This window comes from Zhongshania borealis, assembly GCF_039539625.1.
Taxonomy (GTDB): domain Bacteria; phylum Pseudomonadota; class Gammaproteobacteria; order Pseudomonadales; family Spongiibacteraceae; genus Spongiibacter; species Spongiibacter borealis.
In genome coordinates this window covers 98,981-123,243 of the sequence record NZ_BAABDM010000010.1, presented here as the reverse complement: position 1 = coordinate 123,243, position 24,263 = coordinate 98,981, and the positions used below count along the sequence as shown (strand labels likewise).

The 24,263-nt window shown below is 51.8% G+C and carries 17 protein-coding genes; 1 reads left to right on the top strand and 16 read right to left on the bottom strand.

Going from position 1 to position 24,263, the window contains the following annotated elements; all coding sequences use genetic code 11:
- Positions 1 to 6,835 (top strand): Calx-beta domain-containing protein (locus ABD836_RS17420; RefSeq protein ID WP_344938456.1); only part of this gene is annotated, 6,835 nt, incomplete at its 5' end.
- 104 nt (positions 6,836 to 6,939) lie between these two features.
- Here the strand turns inward: ABD836_RS17420 and ABD836_RS17415 are convergent.
- The 16 genes from ABD836_RS17415 to ABD836_RS17340 all read right to left on the bottom strand — a co-directional run bounded on the left by ABD836_RS17415 (position 6,940) and on the right by ABD836_RS17340 (position 24,184).
- Positions 6,940 to 7,287, bottom strand: coding sequence for a glutathione S-transferase family protein (locus tag ABD836_RS17415; protein WP_344938454.1), 348 nt, complete (start codon positions 7,285 to 7,287; stop codon positions 6,940 to 6,942).
- A gap of 214 nt (positions 7,288 to 7,501) precedes the next feature.
- Positions 7,502 to 8,704: an acetyl-CoA C-acyltransferase gene (locus tag ABD836_RS17410; protein ID WP_344938451.1), complete on the bottom strand. Its 1,203-nt coding sequence runs from the start codon at positions 8,702 to 8,704 to the stop codon at positions 7,502 to 7,504.
- A 141-nt stretch (positions 8,705 to 8,845) separates the two neighbouring features.
- Positions 8,846 to 9,634: an SDR family oxidoreductase gene (locus ABD836_RS17405; protein ID WP_344938449.1), complete on the bottom strand. Its 789-nt coding sequence runs from the start codon at positions 9,632 to 9,634 to the stop codon at positions 8,846 to 8,848.
- 91 nt (positions 9,635 to 9,725) lie between these two features.
- The gene (locus ABD836_RS17400) at positions 9,726 to 10,916 is read right to left on the bottom strand and encodes an acyl-CoA dehydrogenase family protein (RefSeq protein WP_344938447.1); all 1,191 of its coding nucleotides are present in this window, start codon (positions 10,914 to 10,916) and stop codon (positions 9,726 to 9,728) included.
- A gap of 104 nt (positions 10,917 to 11,020) precedes the next feature.
- On the bottom strand, positions 11,021 to 12,187 hold the full coding sequence (locus ABD836_RS17395) for an acyl-CoA dehydrogenase family protein (RefSeq protein ID WP_344938445.1): 1,167 nt from the start codon (positions 12,185 to 12,187) through the stop codon (positions 11,021 to 11,023).
- Between the two features lie 80 nt (positions 12,188 to 12,267).
- On the bottom strand, positions 12,268 to 12,807 hold the full coding sequence (locus ABD836_RS17390; RefSeq protein WP_344938443.1) for a YfaZ family outer membrane protein: 540 nt from the start codon (positions 12,805 to 12,807) through the stop codon (positions 12,268 to 12,270).
- A gap of 38 nt (positions 12,808 to 12,845) precedes the next feature.
- Positions 12,846 to 13,730: an SDR family oxidoreductase gene (locus ABD836_RS17385; RefSeq protein ID WP_344938441.1), complete on the bottom strand. Its 885-nt coding sequence runs from the start codon at positions 13,728 to 13,730 to the stop codon at positions 12,846 to 12,848.
- A 55-nt stretch (positions 13,731 to 13,785) separates the two neighbouring features.
- Entirely contained in the window at positions 13,786 to 14,934 is a 1,149-nt protein-coding gene (locus tag ABD836_RS17380) for an acetyl-CoA C-acetyltransferase (protein ID WP_344938439.1), read from the bottom strand.
- Positions 14,935 to 15,043: 109 nt separating this feature from the next.
- The gene (locus ABD836_RS17375; RefSeq protein WP_344938437.1) at positions 15,044 to 16,099 is read right to left on the bottom strand and encodes an acyl-CoA dehydrogenase family protein; all 1,056 of its coding nucleotides are present in this window, start codon (positions 16,097 to 16,099) and stop codon (positions 15,044 to 15,046) included.
- Positions 16,100 to 16,299: 200 nt separating this feature from the next.
- Positions 16,300 to 17,472 carry an acyl-CoA dehydrogenase gene (locus ABD836_RS17370; RefSeq protein WP_344938435.1) on the bottom strand — a complete coding sequence of 391 codons (1,173 nt, stop codon included), beginning with the start codon at positions 17,470 to 17,472 and terminating at the stop codon, positions 16,300 to 16,302.
- 64 nt (positions 17,473 to 17,536) lie between these two features.
- A complete protein-coding gene (locus ABD836_RS17365; protein WP_344938434.1) occupies positions 17,537 to 18,289 on the bottom strand; it encodes an enoyl-CoA hydratase family protein in 753 nt (250 codons plus the stop codon).
- Entirely contained in the window at positions 18,289 to 19,365 is a 1,077-nt protein-coding gene (locus ABD836_RS17360) for an NAD(P)H-dependent flavin oxidoreductase (RefSeq protein WP_344938431.1), read from the bottom strand. Before ABD836_RS17360 ends, ABD836_RS17365 begins: the two co-directional genes overlap by 1 nt.
- A 92-nt stretch (positions 19,366 to 19,457) precedes the next feature.
- Positions 19,458 to 20,261: a CoA-transferase subunit beta gene (locus ABD836_RS17355; RefSeq protein WP_344938429.1), complete on the bottom strand. Its 804-nt coding sequence runs from the start codon at positions 20,259 to 20,261 to the stop codon at positions 19,458 to 19,460.
- Between the two features lie 23 nt (positions 20,262 to 20,284).
- Positions 20,285 to 21,160, bottom strand: a complete 876-nt coding sequence (locus ABD836_RS17350) for a CoA transferase subunit A (protein ID WP_344938427.1) — start codon at positions 21,158 to 21,160, stop codon at positions 20,285 to 20,287.
- Positions 21,161 to 21,549: 389 nt separating this feature from the next.
- Complete coding sequence (locus ABD836_RS17345) at positions 21,550 to 22,053, bottom strand: hypothetical protein (protein WP_344938425.1); 504 nt, start codon at positions 22,051 to 22,053, stop codon at positions 21,550 to 21,552.
- 46 nt (positions 22,054 to 22,099) lie between these two features.
- Positions 22,100 to 24,184, bottom strand: a complete 2,085-nt coding sequence (locus ABD836_RS17340; RefSeq protein WP_344938423.1) for an LruC domain-containing protein — start codon at positions 24,182 to 24,184, stop codon at positions 22,100 to 22,102.
- Positions 24,185 to 24,263: the final 79 nt, after the last annotated feature.

The window sequence follows — 24,263 nt, the reverse complement described above, 5'->3', positions numbered from 1 at the left end:
CGCCTGTGATGACGATATTGATAATGACGGCGTAAATAATAACGATGACGCCTTCCCAAACGATCCGAATGAAACCAAAGATAACGACCTCGACAACATCGGCGACAATGCTGACGACGACGATGATGACGACGGCGTTAAAGACGAAGACGATGCATTTCCGTTTGACCCCAGCGAGCACACCGACACCGACGGCGACGGCATTGGCAACAATGCGGACACCGATGATGATAACGATGGTGTGACCGACGAGAATGACGCCTTCCCTGAAGATAAAAATGAATCAAGCGATGCGGACGGCGATGGCACTGGCGATAACAGTGACCGATGCGCGAACACCCCCGCCAACGACGGTCAAATTATTCACGGCTGCTCGGAATCTCAGCGACCTACTTTGTCCGCCACCAATACCAACGTCAGCGAAAATGACGCCGCTGCTCAAGTTCAGGTATCAATTAGCGCAGCTCAAGATTTCGACATTTCATTCAGCTTTCATACCATTGACGGCAGCGCACAGGCCAGCATGGACTATAGCGCTAGTACTGGCAGCACTGTTATTGCAGCGGGAAATACCACTGCAAGTGTCACAATCAATGTGATTGACGACAACGAGCTTGAAGGCACCGAAGCCTTTCAGCTTCTCGTGGACTCCTCTGATTTTGCTGTCGTCGGGGAATCCGCAACGGCAACGATTACGCTTTATGACAACGACACCACCCAAAGCACGCTGCGCGTGGGCGCGAGTAAACAACGCGTCAATCCAAACGCTAGCCAGATTAGCGGCGAAACAGAGCAGCGCTTAGGCGATGCCCCGCGCATGCAGAAATTTAATCTTGGTGGATTTGGCCTGAATCCCCTGCAAAATTTCTCAGACCCTTTCAATATGGCTGGTGACCAACTAACGCAAGCCGCCGAGCAGCCCTGTTTATTACAAGACCAAAGCAGCTACGATCCAGCCAGTTTTACGGAAAGTCAGTGCCTAGAAAGCACGTGGATTCGCGCATTGGTAATCGAACAGCCCGACCCAGACAACATTGCCAACAATCAGGAAGTGGTGTTCTTGGTGCTAGACGCCATTGGCGCCGGTAATGTTATTCAAAATAATGTTCGCGCAGCGATTGTTGCTGCCACCGGCATTCCATCGTCAAATATTGTCTTCGGTCAAACCCATAGTCACGCCGGTGCCGACCTACAAGGTTTGTGGGGCGGCGTTCCCCAAAGCTGGCTTACCAACATTTTATACCCACAAGCAGTTGCCGCAGTGATCGAAGCGCGCTCGCGCAAACAAGACGTTGAACTCACTGTGCGCAGCGGCGCTCTGCCGGAATTTAATAACTACCGACGTCCTCGACAAACCGATTCCAATATTGACTCAGATGTCGTCGGCACTCTGATGCAAGCAATATCACTTAGCAGTGGCGAGCCGATTGCACATTTCATGCAATTTAATGGGCACCCTACCTCCATCAACGAGTCGCCACGAATTCCACATCCCGACTACCCGCTTGGCGTTACTGATTACTTAGAAGCCCTTGGCGGCGTTGCGCTTTACTTCAATGGCCCCATTGCCGACGCCTCATCATCAGGCCGCCGTGAAGGCTGCGTGAATGATCCAAAATACGATGATGTTTCTGCAGACTACGGTAACCAACACTGCAAAGGAGAGGGAATTGCAGACGGCGGACTTGGCTTCCCTATTGAACGCCGCATTAGCCACGGACTGAGCATTCGCAATCAAGAAGTGACATTGCCAGTAACAAATCCACTATTTGTTGGTGTGGGTCTGCTTGGTGCTTTTAATCAGTATTACGACTTCACCGGTGCGAATGGGCAGCTGCCTGAGGAAGCGCAAGCCCAGGCTCAGTACTTGCCTCAAGCCACACCATATACCACTACAAACGTTACGCGCATTACCTTAGGCGATGCTGAAACCGGACTGGAAATTGTCACTATTCCCGGAGAGGCGACCGGTACCTTTGGCAAATGGATTCGCTCTCTGGCGAACCCTAACGCCCACACCATGTTGCTAGGGCTAACCCAGAACAGCTTTGGCTATATTATTCCTGAAGAGGAATTTAGCGCACTTGATGCCTCTGGTGATGGCGGGCTCGCCGGCGTCCCATTTACGGGCTACGAAGAGTTTGTTTCTCTAGGACCGTTAACCGCGCCGCTACTCAGAACCCAAGGTTATATCCCGCTGTTTGAGCGGCAAGAAGACGCGCAAACTTATCTTCCAACTTACCTAGCGGCATGTCAGGCTGACCCCGCAAGCAACGAATGTTTGTTTAGTATGGCGGGATTCCGCGTTGATTATGTACAGCGCGAATACGCTGACCGCTGTCATGAGTTTGGCGGTGAAGAAGCCGCGATGTTCTGCGAGCTAGTAAACCCCAACACGCCGCTCGCCAGCCAGTGCCTTGCCGCCGGATTTCCCGACGGCATGTGCTCAGTATTTGGTGATATTGGTGAAGTCGCCACGCCGCAAGTTCAAAATGCATCTTGTGAGCAGCAGAGCAACCTCCAAGGCAATCGCAGCTACCAAGTTCAGCTGCCGCTGCTCGATCGCAACGGCATTAATCAAGTCATCAGCTTCCAAGTACTGGAACCAACAAGCTTCGACTGTGCCAACCGCGCTGTAGCAGCCCACCCGCTCATTCTGCAAGGTCACGGTTACGGTGGCGCGCGTAGCGAGTCAGGTTTTACTGACTATCGCGATGATGGGTACACAGTTATCAGTATTGATCAGCGTGGCTTCGGCGCTAGCTCCGGTACCATCAGGGTTATGGACCCAGAATTTGAGGGGCAATATCTACTCGCAATATTAGATTGGGCTGAACAAAATCTTGATTATCTCGCGTGGAAAAATGACGCGAGCGGTGCCTTTGTCGCGCGGCCACCGTCTGGCGAGAGTGTTGCCGGTGGCGACAATTTACTGGTCGGCGCCACGGGTAGTAGTTACGGCGGCGGATACCAGCTGCTATTGCTAACCGTCGATGAGAAAAAACGTCTCGATGCACTTCAACCAGATATTACCTGGCATGATTTGCGTAATTCATTAAATCCAGGCGATACCGTTAAGTCCATGTGGACAGTCGCACTGGTAGGACTTGGTGAAAGCGCCAGCTACGGCGTCGGTTTGAGCAATGGCCAAACACCGGATAATCGCGGGCAAGACCCCTTCATCAAAGAAACGCTCGCCCGAGGCGCCGCAAGTAATGAGTTCCCGCGCAGCGCCCTCGATTGGTTCCAGTTCCACGGTTTAGGCTACTGGTGCGAGGCTGCAGGCCTACCGAGCATGCCCTACAAACAGTACCCTGCCGACACTATTGCCATGCTGCAAGACAGCAGTTTTGACCCGAGCGCTTTGACCTTGCCGAACGGTTCGGCGTCAGACTATCTCAGCGGCGTTAGCGTTTTACTCACCCAGGGTATGCCCGACACCCTTTTCAATTTCAATGAAGCTTGGTGGAACCTACAGTGTCTTAATGCAGCAGGTGCAGATGTAAATCTTTACACCCATACCGGCGGTCACGCACTACCCTATGCCCAAGCCCCAGACGGCCCGGCAACACCCGTTGGCGGCACTGGCTGCAACGTTGACGAGCTTAAATGGTTCAACAGTAAATTACGTCCGGCACAAAGTCTCGTCGCGCTTGACGACGTCTGCATGGTGCTCGGCGACGGCGACACGGTTTACTTTGATGACACAGCATTGCTTGCGCCACAAGCAAATTTAAGTGCCCCGAGCAGCAACTTCAGCACCCGTGCAGTGAGCACCACCACGCCAGTGCCAAACGGCTATGCCGCTGCCACAAACGGTGTTGGCGCCGCACCAGTAGCCGTGGAGTTAGGCGAAATATTGAATGAAACTATTCTCGCCGGTATCGCGCGCTTGAATGTCACTATCGCTACGCCTGCAATCACCAATGAAACCGCATTCGGTTGCGATTCCCCCGATTTCGGAACCAATACCACTGGCTGCGACAGCATTATCTTTGCGGGCCTTGGTATAAAGTACTCCGGTACTCCTAACTGGGAGCTGATCGACGACCAACTCACGCCGCTACGTGGCTTAGGCGCACACAATGTCGATTTGGTCGGCGTTGCAGAGCGGCTAATGCCAGGCGATAGCATTGCGCTTTTACTCTTTGGTCAACATGTACAATTTGTAGCAACATTCTCTCGTGACCCCAGTATTATCGCGGTAAGTGTCGATGGTACGGTGGACTTGCCCTTGTACAGCGTTGACAGCAATGGCGATCCACAACCTCAGCAAGGCAAACCTAGCAATGTATTCTCGTCGGCGCCTAGCCCAACTGAATTTCAAGTCTGTGTACCGGACGGTGGCCCCTGCCTGAGTGAAATCCCCGGCGTCGGCGAGCAAATTCAGTCCGCAGTGAACCAGCTGTACAGCAGGGTAAGTAACACGGGTGCCTTTACAGCGGACGACGGCGCGCTGCTACTGGACGCGGCAAGAGCCAGTGTGCAGGGCTGTGACGTGCTCGACGCCGCACACTGTCTATTCCCCTTCCCTAGCGACCAATTCACGACACTTGCCGAAGCAGGAACACCGCAATCGACAGACAGCGGCGGCACCGGCCGACGCCTAAACTTCAATGCCTTAGCGATGCCGCGAAATGTCGCAGGAAAACCCATTGACCCCACTGAGTGGAACCGCAACGACGGCTTTTCTCCCGGCCAGATGATACTGACTTATGTACCCGATCTCGCGACAGTAAAAGACCAAAGTGGCAATGCCACCGGGCCCATTGAAGGGGCCGTGCCAATTACTCGTCTAGCCGATTACACCGCCAGCGATGCGCCAATTGTGGTTATTAATACTGTAACCGGTGAGCGCCATCCGGTTTGGGCGGAAATTGATTTAAACGCGGGCATTTTTATTCCGGCCGATCAGTCCATTCCCTCCCCGCCAAGCAAAGGTAAAACGCGCCCGGCACTGATCATTCGCCCCGCGCAAAACTTTGAAGAGAACACCCGCTACATCGTTGCCTTGCGCAAACTAAAAAATAATAGCGGCGAAACCATTGCGGCTAGCCCGGCGTTCCGCGTGTGTCGCGACGGAGACGCCACTCAACTTCCACAACTCAAGGACCGCTGCGAGCAATTAGAGCGCAATGTCTTTGACTCTTTACCCCAAGACATTAAGCGCGACGAGCTCTACCTAGCATGGGACTTCACCGTCGCCAGCGAACGCAGCCTGGCAGGACGCCTGCTGCATATTCGCGATGACGCCTTTGCGACATTGGGAGAAACCGTCAATATATTACCAGGGCAAGCCGGCTATAAAATTGGCGAGGCCCCAACCGTGAGCGTAGACAACCGCACAGACAACCCCAATGCACGGATTGCCCGGCGCATAGAAGGCACGATCACCGTGCCTAGCTATATAATGCCGAGTGATCCCTCGCCACTTGAAAGCGGGGAGTTCAACGAATTATTCAATCAACTTCGTGACAATTACCCGGAAGCACTTGCAGAAATTCGCAGTCAGTGTCGCTCCTTTGCACCACTGAGTGAGATGTGTCTGCCTTTTGATCCTGACGCACCAGAGTTCGGCCGCGCCGTCAGCGCGCCGCCGAATCGTTTTTTCTATAACCCCACCGATGCAGCGGATTCGCCTTCCGTGTTTGGCGATGGCTTGCCAGACAGGGCAAGTGATCAGGCCACCATGTCGCGCAAATATATTTGTAATATTCCGAACTCGGCCTTTACTACCCCGGCACGACCTTCACTCTACGGACACGGCTTGCTCGGCAGTCGTGGCGAGGTTAACTCAGGGCATGTTGCCGACATGGCTGACGCACATAATATGATGTTCTGCGCAGTCGATTGGTTTGGCTTTTCCGAGGGAGACATTGCAAGCATCCTCGCAATATTGCTGGATGTTTCTAACCTACCCTCACTTACCGATAGCTCCCAACAAGGCATGCTGAACATGATGTTCTTGGCTCGCGCAATGAAACATCCCGAGGGCTTTGCAGCGCTGCCAGACTTCCAAGACGACTCCGGCCGAGCACTGTTTAATACGCGTGAAGTATACTACGACGGCAATAGCCAGGGCGGTATTATGGGCGGCGCGGTTGTTGCGGTATCTCGCGACGTAAATCGCGGTGTGCTGGGCGTGCCCGGCATGAATTATTCGACCCTGCTGAGACGCAGCGTAGATTTTGATGTCTATTCCATTCCTCTAAACCTCGCCTACCACGACGACCTTGATCGCAGTTTGGTGTTCTCTTTAATGGAAATGCTTTGGGAGCGCGCTGAAAACAACGGCTACGCCCACCATATGGGGACCGCCAGTTCAGCGAACACGCCCTACCCCAATACACCCGACAACGAGCTTTTATTACAAGTCGGCTTCTCTGATCATCAGGTAACTATGTGGAGCGCCGATGTAATGGCACGTACTATTCATGCGGGTATTGACCGTCAAGATTTAGCGTTTCCCAATCGTCACCCCGACGAGCAGGAATACGCGCTACTTGAAGATCTGACCATTGCCAGCGGCGCTCAATACGCCAATGATCGTTATTTTGGCTCAGCTCTAGCGATTTTTGATGCGTCGTGGGATGCCGCCCCCGACGGCCGCTGCGCTGCGGACAGCACCTTGCCCGCGCCGATAGGGAATATTCCGCCGCGAGACCCAGTGCCTATGCCCGACGGGCAAAGAAACGATGATCCACATGAATGCCCCCGCCGTGAACCCTCGGCAAAGTGTCAGAAGTCGCACTTTTTATATCCGGCTAGCGTAGTACTGAATGTCAACGGCGTTACTCGTGACGATCTCTGTCCGCCGCTGCCAGTAATCCAATAGGCAATGCCAACCACAGATAAAACGAATAGGAGAGTACGACCACAATAATTAAAAAGCTTAAGCTCATAGGCCAATACCAGAACAGGTATTGGCCTTTTTCATTATCAGACTGGCCGCGTAGCACCAGGCCCAGCAATAGCCATAGCCTTAATATAGGCGGGGCGTTGGGAAACTCGATCCACATAGGCTTTAACGTGTTCAAGATCATCAATACTACGACCGCCAAACAGTGGCAACGCCGTTAGATTAAACATCACCATAATATCGGCGCAGCTGAACTCTGGCCCAGCCAAGTAGGCCGACTCCGCCAGCCTGTCATTTAAATAATGGTAGTAGGCATCTTCCCGGAGTTTGGTCATCGCCTTAATAATATCTACTGCGCCGCCTTCACCAGCGTCACTCATCCCCAATTTAGTGGAAAACAGCTGCTGTAAATTATTATTGAATTGCATCCAGTACAAATAATCGGGATAGCATTCGTGATCTGGGGCAATACTGAGCTTCGCCTGACCGTAGCGCTGGCTAACGGTCTGATTGCAGATCTACATGCTTTACAGACCTGCAATGAGTGCACACCTAGATCAACATAATATAGCTGCAAAAAAACCGCTGCAGCTTGCGCTACAGCGGTTCCCCTTTCCTGCCTTTAAGGCTTTTTATAATTTTTTACAGTACTTCAAATAAACCCGCCGCACCCATGCCGCCACCAATGCACATGGTGACGACCACGTATTTTACGCCGCGACGCTTGCCTTCAAGCAGTGCGTGACCAACCATGCGCGCACCACTCATACCAAAGGGGTGGCCAATAGCAATTGCCCCGCCGTTAACATTGAGTTTATCGTTATCGATACCCAGCTGATCACGACAGTATATTACCTGCGCCGCAAAGGCTTCGTTGAGTTCCCATAAACCAATATCACTGACTTTCAAACCAGCGCGTTTTAGGAGCTTAGGCACAGCGAATACCGGACCAATGCCCATCTCGTCCGCCTTGCAACCCGAAACGGCCAAACCGCGATATAAGCCTAAGGGCGCCAAACCTTGTTGTTCAGCTAATTTACGATCCATGACTACGCACGCGGAAGCGCCATCAGAGAGCTGAGAGGCATTGCCCGCAGTAACAAAGCGCCCCTGCTTTACCCACTGGCCGTCTTTCCAAACTGGCTCCAGTGCCGACAAACTTTCAAGCGTGGTCGTCGGACGATTACATTCGTCCGTCTCCAACAGCACATCTTTAAATGTGGTTTCTTTGGTCTCTTTATTAAACACCGACATACTGGTCTTAAAGGGCACAATTTCGTCGGCAAACAGGCCTGCTTGCTGCGCTGCCGCAACCCGCTGCTGGCTTTGCAGGGAATACAAATCCTGAGCTTCACGGCTGACGCCATAACGATCGGCAACGATCTCAGCAGTCTCAATCATTGGGATGTAAGCGGTGGGATCAATATCCAATACCGTCTGTGAGACATTGCGATGCGCATTCTTGTGCTTGGTCTGCACCAGAGAAATAGACTCTAAACCGCCGGCAACAGCGATATCCATTTCATTACACATAATCGATTTCGCTGCCCAGGCGATCGACATCAGCCCTGAAGAACACTGGCGCTCAATTGCCATTCCCGGCACTGTGTCGGGCAGGCCGCCAGCAACCGCGCACAAACGACCAAGATTATAAGCCTGCGTGCCCTGCTGGGCCGCTGCGCCAAAAATCACATCGTCGACCGACGCGGGGTCAATGCCCGCGCGCTCAACGGCAGCGCGAACCACATGACCACCCATTGCGGGCGCTTCGGTATTATTTAGTGCTCCGCGAAAAGATTTGCCCATACCAGTACGGGCAGTGGATACGATGACGGCTTCTCTCATAGTGTTTGTCCTTTTCTTTTTTGATTTCGCGTCTTAGCGCTCGATTTTTAATGCGATTCAAAGATGCTGGACGGGAGATGGGAGACGCTAAACTCGCTTTCGATCTGCGTCTTACGTCTCCCGTCTAGCATCTCCCGTTCGTTAGGCTCGCTGTGATGAGCAACTTACAATTTCACCGGTCATATAACTGGAATAATCGGAAGCGAGGAACATCATAATATTAGCGACTTCCCATACCTCAGCCCCGCGCCCATAAGCCTCACGTGCTTCCAACTCTGCTAGCAATTCCTCTGGAGCCGACTTTTTAAGCATGGCATGTACAGCCAACGACGGTGCTACCGCGTTGATACGCACACCAAAGTCAGCGGCTTCTAAGGCGGCGCAGCGAGTCAGTGCCATTACCCCAGCTTTCGCAGCGGCGTAATGCGCCTGCTCTTTCTGTGCACGCCACCCGAGTACCGAGGCGTTGTTGACGATAACGCCTTCGCCTCGTGCTTTCATGACCTTCATCATATAGCGCGTCATGCGCATGGTGCCGTTAAGTGTGACGTCGATGACCTTATTCCACTCGGGATCTTCCATTTCAATAAGCAGTTTGGTGGTACCCAAACCCGCGTTATTAATGAGAACATCAACCCCACCTAACAACTCTTCGGCGGTATTTATCAGCGCTTGCACATCGTCCTCTACCGCAACGTTACACACTTTTCCGTAGACTTCTTGGCAACCAGTTTCGGTTTTTAATTTTTCCACCGAGGCCGTTAAACGTCCCTCGTGAATATCCGAAATCACAATACCGCGACAGCCTTCTTCAATCGCGCGCTGCGCTGCAGAAAAACCTATACCCGCGCCAGCCGCCGCAGTAATAAGTACAGACTTGCCTTTTAATAAACCGTGGCCTTTTACGTATTCTGGTATTTTTATGTTCATTGATTGCTCCATTGCTCGTCGGAAGTCAGATGTCTGACATCAAACGCTAAAATAAAAATTCGCGGCCCTCACTTAACTTCAGACCTCCGACTTACGCAGGCCTCAACTCCTTCGGCATTCCCAAACCGCGTTCGGCAATAATATTGCGCTGGATCTGGTTGGTTCCGCCGTAGATCGTGTCAGACCGGGTAAAAAGGAAAAGCGACTGCAAACGATTTAATTCGTAGGGTGCACCGGCAAGAATGTCGGCCTCGGGGCCAAGTATATCCACAGCGAGTTCACCGAGATCACGGTGCCACGTGGCCCAATACAATTTATAGATCAAGGCTTCTTTTTGCAGGCTACCGTCGCTGCCACCAGACAGCATACGCAAGCTGTTATAGCGCATTATTTTTAAGCCGATATGAGCATCGGCAATGCGCTGACGAATAACCGGGTCAATTGCCGCGCCGTTGCTTTTGGCGAGTTTGATGACTTCGTTCAATTCATTCTGAAAAGCCATTTGCTGGCCCAAGGTAGACACACCGCGCTCAAAACCCAGCAGGCCCATCGCCACTTTCCAGCCTTCGCCGGGCAGCCCAACTATATCGTCGGCAGCGCACGCCGCATCATCAAAAAACACTTCGTTGAATTCTGATGTCCCGGTGATTTGTTCAATAGGCCGCACCGTCACACCGGGCTGGTCCATTTTTATCAGAAAAAAACCTAAGCCCTTGTGCGCCTTGGATTCAGGATCAGTGCGGGCAATCACAAAACAGTATTCCGATTCGTGTGCCAGTGATGTCCAGACCTTTTGACCATTGATCAGCCACTTACCACTGGCGTCGTCAAAGCGCGCTTTAGTTTTAACATTAGCTAAATCCGAACCGGCGCTTGGCTCAGAGTAGCCCTGACACCAAAATTCAGTTCCCGACAAAATTCCCGGCAAATACTTTTGTTTTTGCTCTTCGCTACCAAACGCAATTAGCGTAGGCCCCGCTAATCCCTCGCCAATATGACCCATTCTGCCCGGCGCTCCAGCGCGGGCATACTCTTCAAAAAAGATCACTTGCTGTTCGATGGACAAGCCTCGACCGCCACATTCCTTTGGCCAGCCCACACACGTCCAACCGCCTTCAGCCAGTTTGCGTTCCCAGGCTTTTCGCTCCTCAGGAAACATATGCTCGTCGCCGGGGCCGCCACGAAATTTAAGCTGAGCAAATTCGCCCACTAAATTATCGGCTAACCAAGCTGCGATCTCAGCGCGGAATTGTTCATCTTCGGGGCTGAATTGTAGTTTCATAATGTCATGCTCGGTCTCAATTTATTAATCTGCGACGCGCTTGATGCTGGACGGGAGACGGATGACGCTAAACACAGGCAAGCCCCTGCGTCTCCCGTCTCCCATCATGCGTCTAGCGTATCGAGTAGTAGCTTCGCCACGCGTTCCCGGTGATAGCCACTATCACCTAGGAAATGTTCACTCGCTTTGGCACGCTTGAAATACAGATGCACGTCGTATTCCCAAGTAAAGCCAACGCCGCCGTGAATCTGCAGGGCTTCACCGGCATTTTTAAAATAGGCTTCGGAGCAGTGGGATTTGGCGATACTCGCCGCTTCGCTCAATTCTTCAGCGAGGAGGCCATCGCTCAGCGCTTCGTCGGCAACACAGGCGGCGTAGTAAACTGCTGAGCGAGCCACTTCACTGCGTAGCATCATGTCAGCTGCCTTGTGCTTTATGGCCTGAAATCCGGCGATCGGCCGCCCAAATTGACTGCGTGTTTTACTGTATTCCACACTAACGTCTAGCACTTCCTGCATTCCACCCGCCTGTTCTGCGGCCAATGCAATGGAGGCTAAATTGAGGATTTTATTGAGTTGCGGTCCAGCTTGTCCGGCAGCGCCCATCACCGCGCTGTCGTCCAGGCGCAAACTATCTAGGCTCACTGAAGCCTGACGACGGGTTTGATCCATTGTGGGCAGAGTAACGCAGTGAATGCCGTTTAAACTTGCAGGACACACAAAGAGACTAATGCCTTGCTCGGCAGTACTTCCCTCTTCGCGCGCGGCTAGTACGAGGAAATCCGCGTTTTGACCATCGAGTACATAGCGGTAATTACCGCTGAGAATATACTCACTACCCTCGCGGCGATACGTCGCGGTCACGGCAGTAGCATCCCAATCACGACTTCCCGAATTGAAGGCGAGACTGGCAATTTTGCCTTCAACAACTTGGCTTAAGTAATGTGATTTTTGGGCTTCGGTTCCCGCCACCAACAGGGCGTTAGTCGCCATCGCAACCGTTGACATATAGGGGGCACAAAGCAGATAGCGTCCCATTTGCTCAAGCACTGCGACCAGTTCAACGTAGCCAAGGCCCATACCACCGTAGTTTTCCGGTATGTGTAGCGCCTGCCAGTACATATCAGTGCAAATAGTTTGCCAGAGTTCTGGCGCAAAGCCCTGCTCACTGGCCATAGCACTGCGCACAGCCGGACTGGTAGAGGATGCTTTTAAAAAAGCCTCCGCCGTGTCGCGTATCATTTGCTGTTCTTCAGTAAATGCGAAATCCATACTGTCTCCGAAACACGACGGCGGCTCTCGCAGCAGCGCTGTAAGTCGCGCTTATTGCTTAAGCAATAAGCGCGAAGACATTACAAGCGCAGCTGCAAACGCACAAAGGCGCCGTCTTCAAATTCAATTTTTTTGCCGTTATCGGCATCAAAATCCATACTGCCGTAGCCGACCTGAATAGCCGAGTTTTGGAATAAGCTGAACTCGGCACTCAACGACCACTCGTCGTAGCCGTCTACGTCACCAAAGCCTGTTGCGCTCGGCGCGTAATACAAGCCCGCGCGGAGACGCACAATTTCATTTAATGGCAGGCTCAAATCACCACCAAAAGCGACCGCGCCACCATCTAAGTCGAAATCATCACCTTCCAAACCAATTGCTTTAGCACCGACGCGACCACTCAGTGCGCCCCGCTGGCCGTTGGCATACAAGCCCAAAGCGACCATGTCGGCGTCGTCTTCATGGTGTAGCCAATCAAATTGCGCACTGCTTTCTGGACTCATATCGCCCGCGAGCGACACACCAAAAGTGTCGGTACCAAAGCGAAAGGCAACGCCGCCGGCAAACACGGAACTACTCGCAGTAGCCAAAACTAAAGCTGCAATATAAGGGGCTTTCATGGTGCTGATTCTCCAGTTAGAAATGATCTAAGAATAAATCAGCTACCATACACTTTCTGAGCCGGAACTGCCTGTTCAATCAAGGTTTTTACTGCAGCGCCGACTTCATTTGGTGCCCAACGCGCGCCCTTATCAACTTCAGGTCCTTTGCGCCATCCGTCAGCAAGTGAGATCTTGCCGCCCTCGGCCTCAAAAACACAACCAGTGACGTGTGCTGACTCACTGCTGCCCAACCAAACCAATAGCGACGACACATTTTCTGGGGCAAAGAAATCAAAACTGCCGTCTTCAGGCTTAGCCATGCGCGTGGCCATCGCCTCTACCGCTGTGGTCATATTTGTTCTCGCCGCCGGCGCAACCGCATTCGCCGTGATACCGTAGCGCGCAAGCTCAACGCCCTGATTCAAGGTTAAAGCAGCAATACCGGCCTTAGCTGCCGCATAATTAGACTGACCAACTGAACCCTGCAAACCGGCACCGGAGGTGGTATTAATTATGCGCGCATCAACCGCCACACCTTCTTTGGACTTGCCACGCCAGTAATGCACTGCATGTGAACTTATACAGAAATGACCCTTTAAGTGAACCGCCATAATGGTGTCCCATTCGGCTTCCGTCATCGACGCGAACATCCGGTCACGATTCACACCGGCGTTATTCAAGACAATGTGTAAATCACCAAAGGTATCTATCGCCTGCTTAACCGCGTTGAGGCTGTCATCGTAATTAGTGATATCAGAGGTATTTACCGCCGCTTTGCCGCCCGCCGCCGTAATATCGTCGACCACTTTTTGTGCGGCTTCTTTATTAATATCGTTAACAATAACCGAGGCGCCCTCGGCGGCAAAAACTTTGGCATGTGCCGCACCAAGGCCGCCACCAGCACCGGTGATAATCACCACTCTGTTGTCACAAATTCCCATTATATTTATTCCTCTATATTATTTTGGGATCAGGTGTCGGACGCCTAACGTCTGACTAAAGTCTTTCAATAATCGTTACATTCGCCTGACCGCCACCTTCGCACATGGTTTGCAAACCATAGCGGCCGCCGCTGCGCTCAAGCTCATGCAATAGCGTTGTCATAAGCTTGGTGCCAGTGGCGCCAAGTGGGTGACCAAGCGCGATAGCACCACCGTTAACATTGGTTTTAGCGTGGTCGTAGCCGGTTTCTTTTAACCAAGCCATGGAGACCGATGCGAAGGCTTCATTGATTTCTACGCGATCAATATCTTGCATCGACATACCCGCTTTCTTCAGCGCGTAAGCAGTCGCGGCAATAGGCGCGGTTAACATCCAAATAGGGTCGTCGGCACGCACACTCATGTGATGAATACGAGCGCGAGGTTTGAGGTTATAGCGTTTTAAGGCGTCTTCGCTAACCAGCAACATGGCACTGGAGGCGTCACAAGTCTGGCTTGAAACTGCCGCGGTTACTCTGTCGCAGCCAAACAAGAAGTCCAGCTCTGCCATTTTTTCTATACTGGAATTGCGCGGCGTCTCATCCATTTTGACGTCGCCAAAGGGAATGATCTCGCGATCAAAACGTCCGTCCGCTATCGCCCGTAAAGCGCGCTGGTGAGATTCAAAGGAATACTCTTCAAGATCCCGACGTGAGAAGCCCCATTTTTCAGCAATCATCTGCGCCGACTTAAACTGCGTTGGCGGCTCAGCACCATAACGCGCGACCCAACCCGTTGACCCCGAGAACGGGTCGCTGAACCCCATTGGAATTGCCGCGGTCATCGCCGACGAGATTGGAATCTGGGTCATGGTCTGCACGCCACCCGCCACGACCACATCCATGGTGCCAGACATAATCGCCTGCGCGGCAAAATGTACTGACTGCTGCGACGAACCACACTGACGATCAATCGTCGTGCCTGGCACTTCATCGGACAAACCTGCCGCCAACCAAGCACTGCGCGCTATATCACCGGCCAATGGACCGATGGCATCCACACAACCAAAAATCACATCGTCGTATTCATTGTCGGGAATGCCGTTACGCTCAACAATGGCTTTTAAAACATGAGCACCCAAATCTGCACCGTGGACATGGGCGAGACCGCCCTTGCGACGTCCAGTGGGACTGCGTACTGCATCAACGATATAGGCTTCGGCCATGATTATTCCTCTTTGTTAGTCTGACGTCGGAGATCTGATGTCTGACGTGTAATTACCAGTTTATATAGGGCTCGACGCGCGTCCGACGCCCGACATTCGCCCAAGCAACTCACGCTGCAAATGTATTTCCCGCCCCCAATAGCGCCTCATCACCAAATACATAAGCAGCTAAACGTTGTTTATGAAATCCAGCGGTGCCGTAGCTGCTATTCAATGCCCAGGCGCGTTTCATAAAAATATGCAAGTCCACTTCCCAGGTGTAACCCATGGCGCCGTGAACTTGAATACTGTTTTTAGACGCTAAATCCGCAACCTCACAGGCAACAATTTTGGCGTGACTGACGTTGCGCTCGGCACTCGCCAAGCCATTGGCTAGGGCATAAGCCGCGCGGTAAACCGGGGTTTTGGCGTATTCGAGTTTGTAGGCGATATTGGCCATATGATGTTTTACGGCTTGGAAGGTACCGATGGCCACACCAAACTGCTTGCGCTCTGAGGTGTACTGCACCGAGATATCAATCATACGTTGGGTCGCGCCGAGCGCTTGGGCAGCCGCCGCGAGCGCGCCGCGATTCAGCGCGCTATTAATTATCCCCTGTGCCACTTCACCGTCGGCAAGTTTGGTGGCAGCGGCCGCATCAAATTCCACCGCAAATAATTTGCGACCGAGGTCAATCGATTCGTTATAGCGCAAGCTCGCCTGTGTGGGCGTCACTGCGTATAAGGCGTCGTCTTTTTCCAGGATCATAAGGTCTGCTATATGCGCGTCTTCAACAAGGCCATTGACCGCCAAACCCACCACCACTTTCGCTTCACCGGCGGCAATTTTAGGTAGCCACTGCGCAGAAAATTCGCTGCTGTTTAATTGTAAGATCGTGGGCACCGCGACCAGTGCGCTGTGTACTAAGGGTTCAGACAAGGCGACATAACCCGCCTCCTGTGCTAGTAGCACAAAATCCAACTCGTTCATGCCCAAGCCGCCAAACTCTTCAGGCACGGTCATCCCGGTTAAACCAAGCTCAACAAACTGCTGCCACAGACCGTAGCTGCGACCAGTTTCCGTCTGCCAAGCGGTGCGAATAGTTTCTGGCGTCACTTCATTAATCAGAAAATCTTTCACCGATTCCTGAAATAACAACTGATCTTCGCTAAATGTAAAATCCATTCTGTCACCTTTTGGGCCCGTGTTTATTGGCCATTAAATTCTTACTACCTACCGATCGCACGCAAATATCGAAATCCAAAAGCAGCGAAGATTTTTGTGCACTGACAAGGCAAAAATGCGCGCAGAGCGGGAGCGTATATTCAATACGTGAGCAATCGAGCACATTTTTAACGCAGCCAGGGAGCAACAAGATCGCTGCGTTATTTCCTCGGCATGCCTAGTAAGCGCTCTGCGATTATATTGCGCTGTATCTCATTGGTTCCCGCATAGATCGGCCCCGATTGGGCAAACAACCAACCGTCTAACCAACTACCAACGTCGCCAGCATCTGGCGCATGTGGCAGCAGCTCTGCCCGCGCCCCCAAAATTTTCAAACCTAAGCCGTGCATCTGCTGATCTAACTCAGACCAAAATATTTTATTGGTAGACGCCTCAGCACCAATTTTTCCGCCTTGCATTAATCGGCAGGCCGTTTGATACGTTGTTAGGGCGTAGGCTTCAGCGTCCATATAGGCGCGTAGCACTGCATCGCGAACAGCAGGATCTTGATCAGCCGATTCCTGATTGGCTTTGTACAAATTAACAAGACGCTTGGCTGTTTCTTGAAAGCGCGCGGGCGAACGCAGCATTAAGCCTCGCTCGAAACCGGCTGTGGCCATCGCCACACTCCAGCCTTCACCCTCGCCGCCCAGGCGGCAATCGACAGGTACTTTCACATTATCAAAAAAGATTTCAGCAAAGCCGGGCAAACCATCTAGCTGCGGTATGGGTCGCACGGTGATGCCTTCGGTTTCCAGTGGCACCAGAATAAACGTCAGGCCCTTATGCCGTGCCGACTCGGGATCGGTGCGAAACATACCAAAGCACCAATCCGCCCACACTGCACGGGTAGACCACGTCTTTTGGCCATTAATAATGTAATGGCTACCGTCTTCGCTCAATGTTGCCGTGGAGCGAATTGCTGCCATATCAGAACCGGCATTGGGCTCAGACCAACCTTGGCACCAAATATCTTTACCGGTTGCCATGCCATTCAAAAAGCGTTTTTTCTGATCGTCGGTGCCGTATTCCATCAAAGTGGGACCGAGTAAAAAAATACCGTTTTGGTTAACCCTAAGCGGTGCCCGCGCCGCATAATATTCTTCTTCGAAAATCAACCACTGCAACAAATCAGCGCCGCGGCCACCCATCTCTTCGGGCCACGTAATCATGCCCCAACGGCCTTCGTAGAGCTTTGCTTCCCACTCGCGGTGTTGCTGAAACCCTAATTCAGTATCGAAGCTCTGCAGCGGTTCTGCAGGTACATTGGCAGCAAGCCAAGCGCGGACCTCTTGGCGGAAGGCGTTCTGTTGTTCGGTGTATTCAAGTTGCATGTTGATTTCCAAAATTTCTGAGTATCTCGCGGTTTAGTCAGACGCCTGACGTCTGACTCGCCCGTCAAAACTTCGCGTCGCGCTTCTCTACAAACGCGTCTTTGGCTTCCTGGGAATCTGGATCCGCATAGGCTTCTTGAGTAAAGCCCTGCTCCCAGCGGTATTTATCTTCTAGGTTGCCATCTTCAATACCGTTCAATGCTTCTTTAGCCAACTGCACCATACGCGGTGATTTAGCCGCTATCTTGCGAGCGATATCTCTGGCGGTATCGAGGAGTTGATCCCGTGGCACAACTTTTTCTACGGCCCCTAGGCGGTATGCTTCCTGAGCATCAATCGGCTCACCAGTAAAATACATATAACGAACTTTTTGTACTGGGAACATGCGCTGCAAATGCGCACCGCCGCCCATAGCACCGCGATCAACTTCTGGCACGGCAAAGGTCGCGCACTCGGAAGCAACTAACACATCTGCTGCGCCGCTAATGCCGATTCCGCCGCCCAACACAAAACCGTGCACAGCAACTACAACAGGCTTAGGATTACGATGTATTGCTTTAAAGGTATCGTAATTACCTTTATTCACTTTGGTGATCATCGCGCTATTAGCAGCCAGTTCTTTGATATCAACACCGGCGCAAAAACCACGGCCTTCCGCGGCAATAATGATGGCGCGAACCTCAGGGTTTTCGCCCAAGGCATTTAGCTCAGCGGCAATCGCCAACCAGCCAGTACTGTTAAACGCATTAACGGGCGGGTGATTAAAAATCATTTCGGCAATACCGCTTTCAATGCGGGTAGAAAATGGCAGACTCATTATTTTGTCCCCTGCGCACATAGACGCTGTAGTTGGGCCTCGGCTTCTGCCACTAGACCACTAATTAATTCTTCGCAACTCAGAAGCTGATCAATGACGCCGGCAACTTGCCCAGAGGGCAGCACGCCGTCGTCGGGCCGGCCATCGACCATGGCTTTTTGAATAATCATTGGCGCATTGGCTGACATAATCGCCTGCGCTGGCGTTAGCTCGCCGTCTTTACTCATTGCTAGCGCCGACTTGAGTAAACCAAAAACACTCGCACCGGTGAATTTGCGAAACGCCAAACCATTGCGCAGCGCAATCAACAATTTTTTAAGTGCACTTGCGCGCTCTAACTCACTTAAAAAGCGGTTGAGAATCATGCGCTGCTGAATACCGTCGAGCGCTTGCGAAACAATGATATCTGCAGGATTTTTGCACTCTAAATATCGCTGCTTGGTGGCGTCAGGAACCGGGCTTTCCTTGGTCAGTAAGAACCGGGTGCCCATGGCAATACCGTCGGCGCCAAAGGCCATAGCCGCAACCAAGCCCCTTCCGTCTTTAAAACCACCCGCGCCAAGCACCGGCACTTGCGCACCGACGGCGTCGACCACCTGCGGCAATAACAAGGTTGTTGGCACCGAGCCAGTGTGACCGCCGCCCTCGCCGCCCTGCACCGTGACCGCATCTGCGCCCATCTCAACGGCTTTTATAGCGTGCTTCGGCAAACCGATAGTAGGCATACACACCACACCGGCACCTTTTAGTTTGGCAACCATGTCTTTGCCCGGCGAACGGGAATAACTCACGGCTTTAATCTTGTGTTTAATGACCAGATCGATAATCTCAGCCGCATTGGGCTGATACATATGAAAATTTACCCCAAAGTTAGCATCGGTGAGCGACTTAACCTTGAGAATATCTGCTTCCATCTGCGCGGGTGGAATCGTCGCGCCTGCCAGAAAACCAAAGCCACCAGCATTGCCGGTAGCTGCGACTAAATTGGGGTCTGCCACCCAGCCCATCGCCGTTTGAATAACCGGATAACGGCAGCCGAGGAGCTCGGTGATGCGGGTGTTTAGTTGGTTTGACATGGTGTATTCAGCCTAGGGTGATAAGGTCTAACGACTGAGGTCGGATGTCGGACGTAAAACCATCGTTAGACTTCTGACGTCCGACGCCCGACTCACAAGCGCACTCCCGGTGGATTATCCTTCAGCTGCTTACTGCGCAGATTGTGAGGATCCATTTGCCGAATAATGGCCAGCTGATCTTCGGTCGGGGCCGCGGTAACGGCGACGGTTTCCGGTATATGCACGTCAAAGCCGGTGTTTTCGATCACTTCTTCTACGCTAACCCCAGGGTGCAAGCTCACTATCTGCATTTGGCGATTTGGCCCGTTAAAATCAAACACACCCAGATTGGTGTAGACGCAGCGCAAATCGATCTCATCGAAGCTATAGCCTTTAGGCAGACGCTCAGGGTTATAACCAATAGTGCAAACCACATCGCACTCACCCTCGATAAATACGCGCTTACCGTGGGCCGGCACCATATAGCTATTAGCGTGACAAATTGAATTACCGGGGAAACCCCGTACACCCAACATTTGTACTTTAGGTTTCTGGTAATCGCCGCCCATGGCAGAAATATTAGACTGACCAAAACGGTCTATTTGCGTCGGCCCACCGGTAAGGTGACGACGGCCGCTCCAAACGTTGTCAAAAATGCGGCTGAAGCCCATCCAGTTTTCATTTTTTTGCACAAAGTCAGCGGGCCGCTTACCCACTGGATTCGGCTCAGACAAAATCCACGCCTCTGAGTCAGTCATCATAATGCCGGGGTTAGTGGTTAGCATGGCCAGACTGGCGGCAATGCGCTGTAAAACACCAATGCCGGTAACCAATACCTCACCGTCGTTTGCATAAGCCGAGGCGTTTGCACAAATCATCAACTCCGCCAAACTGTAATCGCTTGCAGGTGTGCTCATTTCATTTATCTCCTGATAACCGATTAATAGACGGGCTGGGGTAGCGCGAGAATGGCATCTAAGCCGCCAACTTTGGCCTGATATTCTGCTTCGCTACTGCCTTTAATATATTTATCAAAGTAGGCGGCAAAGCCCCCTTCTTTGGCGGTGGCGTTGTACTCTTGGAAATGCGGGATATCAAAACCGTAGTTAGGGCTGCACGACGAGGGATGCGCACCGCCGGGAACCAGCGCCACACCCGTGGTGAAATTACGTTCCCAAAACACTGAACGCGCCTCAAGCGGATCAGCAAAGGCCTCGGCCTCAACAATTTCTTCGCAGGTCACATAGGTTTTATCCGCAGCGCGAACAAACCAATCGTCCATGTGATGATCTGGCGCTTTAATTTGGCATACACCGCGCACATCAGCGCGGTCGACATGCACGAGCGCAACATCGAGTTTGAGCGCAGGCATCGCAACCCACTCTTTCTCGTCATACGGGCTGTCGATGACTTTAATGTCGGGGTTAAACTTAATGACATCGGTACCCAAACCCACTTTAGTCGGAATAAATGGGCAACCCCAAGCAGCAGCACGCAGCCCCAAGAGCATCATTCCCTCATCGATCTCCATCACTTCCAAGCCGCCAGCCTGCCGCGCGGCACGAAAATAAGGCTCCAGGGGAATAAAGTCCAAAGAGACAAAGGCGAACACCAGTTTGCGAACCTTGCCTGCTGCGCACAGCATGCCGACATCGGCACCACCGTAGGCCACTATCGTTAGATCTTTTAGATCAGATTTAAGAATCTCGCGAATCAGCGCCATTGGCTTACGGCGCGGCCCCCAGCCACCAATACCGATGGTCATGCCGTCACACAACTGACCAACCATCTCTTGCAGACTCATTTGCTTATTCACGAGTACTCCTTTTGCTCACCTAAACGGAAAAGACCTGTAACAGTGTCGGGCCACCCCAAAACCTCAATACGCAGCCCAATAGAACTACGATATACGTAAATATAACACCAATTAATTCCGCAAAACATTAATTATTCTTATTGTTGATTTCGAATGAATGCATACACTGGTCATATTTGCTGCTTTTTCGAACAAACAAACAGAACGGAGCCAAGGAGTAGAGCTGTGCCAGAAGAAAGGAAATTTCAAAGAGTCCGGAGCAAAACCACATATGGCAGTGCCTAGGGCTTAGCAGACTTAACTAGAGCGAAAACCCCGTCTAATCAAAGTGTAGAAATCACCTGAATTAGACGGGTCGTTTTTAGAAATATTCAAGAAGCTAATCGCGTCTAGCGAACTGAAAACGCATCGCCGTCCTGTTCGCGAACCCAAAAGCTATAGACAGGCTCAGTGCCAGCCTCGTACTGCCAGCGCACGGCCACAAGAGCCTCAACCGCATTCGGCACCTGCAAGGTATAGCTAGCAGGGCCATCTACTGCGGTGCGGATAAGGCAACTGTCGTAATTAATAGCGTATTCAGGCTGATCAAGATCAAATTCGCTACAGATTGAGAGATAACTTACAGCTTGATCTATCGGTGTCACGTCGATCGCCAAAGGGAACTCCTGTTTGAGCGTATAGGCCCGATCAACAAGTAATTCTGCGGTAGTGACGTCACCCTGCTGTATTACTGGCTCAGCGACTACTGGCGTTTCGGTAACTGTTTGCTGCGCCGAATTCCCCCCCGCAGCATTTGCAGTGTCGGCTGATTCACTACCTCCGCCGCCCCCGCCACCACAGGCCACAAGAACGCTAGTAGTCATTAAAATCGATGTAATATGCACTAATTTCATTTTAAGATTCCCTTTCACGTGTTTTATAACGCGGTGTCTATTTAGTTTAGTTAGAAAAAATATTGCGAGCCAGACCTTCAGTCTCTAAATACCAGTCCAGATTAGTGGTGCCTTTCGAACGAACGTGCTCGTGAAATTTGGGATAGGCATAGGTGATGTCCATATATTCGAGCGGGTGCTGCCACTCGTAGGGAATGTTTAGAGCCCAAGGCATCCCGTTAGTATTGGCAAAGTACTCACCATTGGCCGGCACGGAGCTGTCTTCACCACGTCCGAAGAAGCTCATCTGAAACGCCTCTGTCGGCGCTTGGTTTTTTAGGTGTATTTCAAAGCGACGACCTGGAGCCTCACCAAAGATATAGCTGCGCTCAAAACCAGGCGTTGCAAAAATAAAGGGATCGAGAGGAAACTCGCCCAGCTCTGTGGCGCTCACCCCGGCAACGACAGGAACGGTAATGGAAAAAGTCATTTGTATTGACGAACCGCAGCCGGCCTCGGTGCGGTAATACTTGCACTCTTCACCAGGAGTTACGTAGTCGTACAAGTCTTCAGCAACAATGATAATCGCTTCCTGACGGTCCGCCTCAAGCGGTGAAAAGCCGGGATCAGCGCCATTAATCGTGTAGGCGATATTCGCTTCGTCAATCATATTGCGATCAAGCCCCGACAGCCGCAAAGCAAAGCCATTATGGTAGCTGCCACCCATCGCAACGACTTCACCCTCTAGTTTTATCGCGTTCAACTGATCATCAGTGGTGGTTTGGCTTAACCTATAGCGAATAACAACATCATTCATATCGTAGTCGCCGGTTAGCGGCCAGTTGTCTTCAAAGGCGATGGTCGCGTAGGTGTCTTTGCGGGGATAGTACAGCTCAGTCGTGCCGCCCACCGCGATAGTTACTGGGTAGTCTTCGACTTCGCCATCGGCTGCACCACCGGTGGGGGCCAGACTTTCGCCTGAGCTGAAGCGCACGCGCATCCATGTTTCACCCGCTACCGCACTATTAGGGATTGCGATGGCGGTACGATTAACCCCCGAAGCCACCGCCAAATCACTGATGAGTACTTCATCGGTGTCAAATTCGCCATTACCGTCCAAATCGATCCAGGCAGACACAAATCCAGTATTACTCGCGGTAAGTTGCAACAGTGCTTTCTGACCCAGCTGGAGGTCGGTTAGCAGCTGCACACCATCATTATCATTAGACGAATCGACTACCACTAAATGCGCATCGGCTTCATAACTAACGATGTCACCCAAATACAATTCAGGATTTGCCGCACCGTGACGCGCACCATTTTCAGCTAGGGTAGTGCCATAGCTGTCAGGTGCGCGACCGAAGTCAGTCGCCGCCGTTTCCGTAGAACTTAATGGTGCAAAGGCACAACGCGCGCCGTCATTATTGCTGCTAGCAGGCCCTTTAAAGAAAAGCGTTGCCGTTGGCACTGAAGCCGCAACATCGATCTGATAGACATAGCCATCACTGTTACTTGAAATATAGAGGTAGCCCGATGCGTCAAAATAGGCAGCACCAAAAGTACCAGACTGCCCTACGTTGCCCAGTTCAATACTATTTTCAGGCGTTTCAACATCGATCTGCAGCAGTACACCATTGCGATCAACAGCGTAGGCTTTGCCATCGTAGGGGTGAAATGCCATGTCGAAAATGGCAGGAGCGAAACTTTGTGAGTTTTCAACTAACTCTGCTTTAGCAAAGTCCGGGTCAGAGTCATCAAGAGAAACACGGTAAATACCGCTGCCCTTGCGATAGAGATACATAAGGTTTTGGTCAGTCGAAATATCACCGACATAAAACGACATACCGCCAAGTTCTGCACCAATACCTTGAACATTGAAGTCTTCACCGATTTTGACAATGTCGCCAAGGGCATAGTCATAGGCGTAAAGGTAATTATCAAAAGTATTAAATGCGAGGGCATTCAGCTTTGCCGAGGTCCATCCACTCGGCGCAATCTCGCGCTGAAAACTACCTGCAAGGTTTACAGAATAGAGGCGAGCTACTTTATCTTGGACCAAAAATCCTTCGCTTGGGCATTGAGTAAATGGCGCAGAGAATACTTGAGTGCTGGCGAGGCTAAGAGCGGCTAGAGCAGTGAGTTTAAATTTCATGTTATGTGCCTGTACGGGTGGAATTAAATAATTACCACCAACATTGCAGACACCATGCCAAAAATAATATCCTTTATAA

Bases quoted from the DNA above. Each gene is read 5' to 3' on its own strand.
- ABD836_RS17365 (WP_344938434.1), bottom strand. From the start codon at position 18,289: ATGAGTCTGCCATTTTCTACCCGCATTGAAAGCGGTATTGCCGAAATG.
- ABD836_RS17370 (WP_344938435.1), bottom strand. From the start codon at position 17,472: ATGCAACTTGAATACACCGAACAACAGAACGCCTTCCGCCAAGAGGTC.
- ABD836_RS17340 (WP_344938423.1), bottom strand. From the start codon at position 24,184: ATGAAATTTAAACTCACTGCTCTAGCCGCTCTTAGCCTCGCCAGCACT.
- ABD836_RS17380 (WP_344938439.1), bottom strand. From the start codon at position 14,934: ATGGCCGAAGCCTATATCGTTGATGCAGTACGCAGTCCCACTGGACGT.
- ABD836_RS17355 (WP_344938429.1), bottom strand. From the start codon at position 20,261: ATGAGCACACCTGCAAGCGATTACAGTTTGGCGGAGTTGATGATTTGT.
- ABD836_RS17360 (WP_344938431.1), bottom strand. From the start codon at position 19,365: ATGTCAAACCAACTAAACACCCGCATCACCGAGCTCCTCGGCTGCCGT.
- ABD836_RS17345 (WP_344938425.1), bottom strand. From the start codon at position 22,053: ATGAAATTAGTGCATATTACATCGATTTTAATGACTACTAGCGTTCTT.
- ABD836_RS17410 (WP_344938451.1), bottom strand. From the start codon at position 8,704: ATGAGAGAAGCCGTCATCGTATCCACTGCCCGTACTGGTATGGGCAAA.
- ABD836_RS17415 (WP_344938454.1), bottom strand. From the start codon at position 7,287: ATGCAATTCAATAATAATTTACAGCAGCTGTTTTCCACTAAATTGGGG.
- ABD836_RS17375 (WP_344938437.1), bottom strand. From the start codon at position 16,099: ATGGATTTTACATTTAGCGAAGATCAGTTGTTATTTCAGGAATCGGTG.
- ABD836_RS17395 (WP_344938445.1), bottom strand. From the start codon at position 12,187: ATGGATTTCGCATTTACTGAAGAACAGCAAATGATACGCGACACGGCG.
- ABD836_RS17385 (WP_344938441.1), bottom strand. From the start codon at position 13,730: ATGGGAATTTGTGACAACAGAGTGGTGATTATCACCGGTGCTGGTGGC.
- ABD836_RS17405 (WP_344938449.1), bottom strand. From the start codon at position 9,634: ATGAACATAAAAATACCAGAATACGTAAAAGGCCACGGTTTATTAAAA.
- ABD836_RS17400 (WP_344938447.1), bottom strand. From the start codon at position 10,916: ATGAAACTACAATTCAGCCCCGAAGATGAACAATTCCGCGCTGAGATC.
- ABD836_RS17390 (WP_344938443.1), bottom strand. From the start codon at position 12,807: ATGAAAGCCCCTTATATTGCAGCTTTAGTTTTGGCTACTGCGAGTAGT.